The organism is Pseudoalteromonas sp. S558 (assembly GCF_005886635.1).
Taxonomy (GTDB): Bacteria; Pseudomonadota; Gammaproteobacteria; order Enterobacterales; family Alteromonadaceae; genus Pseudoalteromonas; species Pseudoalteromonas aliena.
Map to the genome: position 1 here is coordinate 1 of NZ_PNDU01000389.1, position 794 is coordinate 794.

1 pseudogene is annotated in these 794 nt (G+C 48.5%); it reads right to left on the reverse strand.

The features are described 5' to 3' along the window. A pseudogene (locus CWB66_RS19820) lies at nt 1-794 on the reverse strand (RHS repeat protein); the annotation flags it as partial.

Below are 794 nucleotides of genomic sequence, written 5' to 3' on the forward strand. Positions count from 1 at the left end.
AGTGACTTGTGTTGGGTTTTCATTGGCGTCGTAACTAATACGGTATACGTGACCGTCGCTTCGCTCTATGGCCGTTAAGTTACGCTCTTTGTCGTAGGTTAAGTGCAGTGCGCTGCCATCGGGCTGAATCACACAATGTGGTTGGCTTAGCCCTTCAAAGTGTTGCTCTGTGGTATCGCCTTTGCTGTTTTGTGAGCTTATTAGCCGCCCGGCTTCGTCGTAACTAAAATGCTGATGCTGTTTATGTTCAGGCTCGTTTTCGTCAAAGGCGGTGGTTTGCTCAAGCTGCCCATGCGCGTTGTATTTGTATTGAGTCAGCAGCCCTGCGTTATTGATGGTGGCGTTTACACGGCCTAAATTGTCGTAGCTGTAACGTATTAGCTCGTCGTTATGGTGTTTTGCTAATAGCTCACCTTGCTCGTTCCATACAAATTGGGTGATTTGGCCATTTTTATTGATGTGTTGGGTTAACTGGCCGAGTTTGTCGTAGCTGTATAACGTGGTGCGGCCATCGCCAAAGGTTTCGCTTTGCAGTAAACCCGATACGCTGTATTTGCGCGTAATGGTTTGCCCATCTGGCAAGGTGGTTAATACCCGTTGCCCTAGTTGGTTATACGCAAAGTGAGTTTGGCTGCCATCAGGCTGCGTGATAGAGGCTAATTGCCCATAAGGCGTATAGCTGTAACGCGTTATGCTGTTATCGGGTTTAACGTCGGTTACTTTTTGGCCCTGTGCGTTATACGCGTATTGCCACACATTGCCACACATTGCCATTAGGGTCGGTGGTGGTTCCC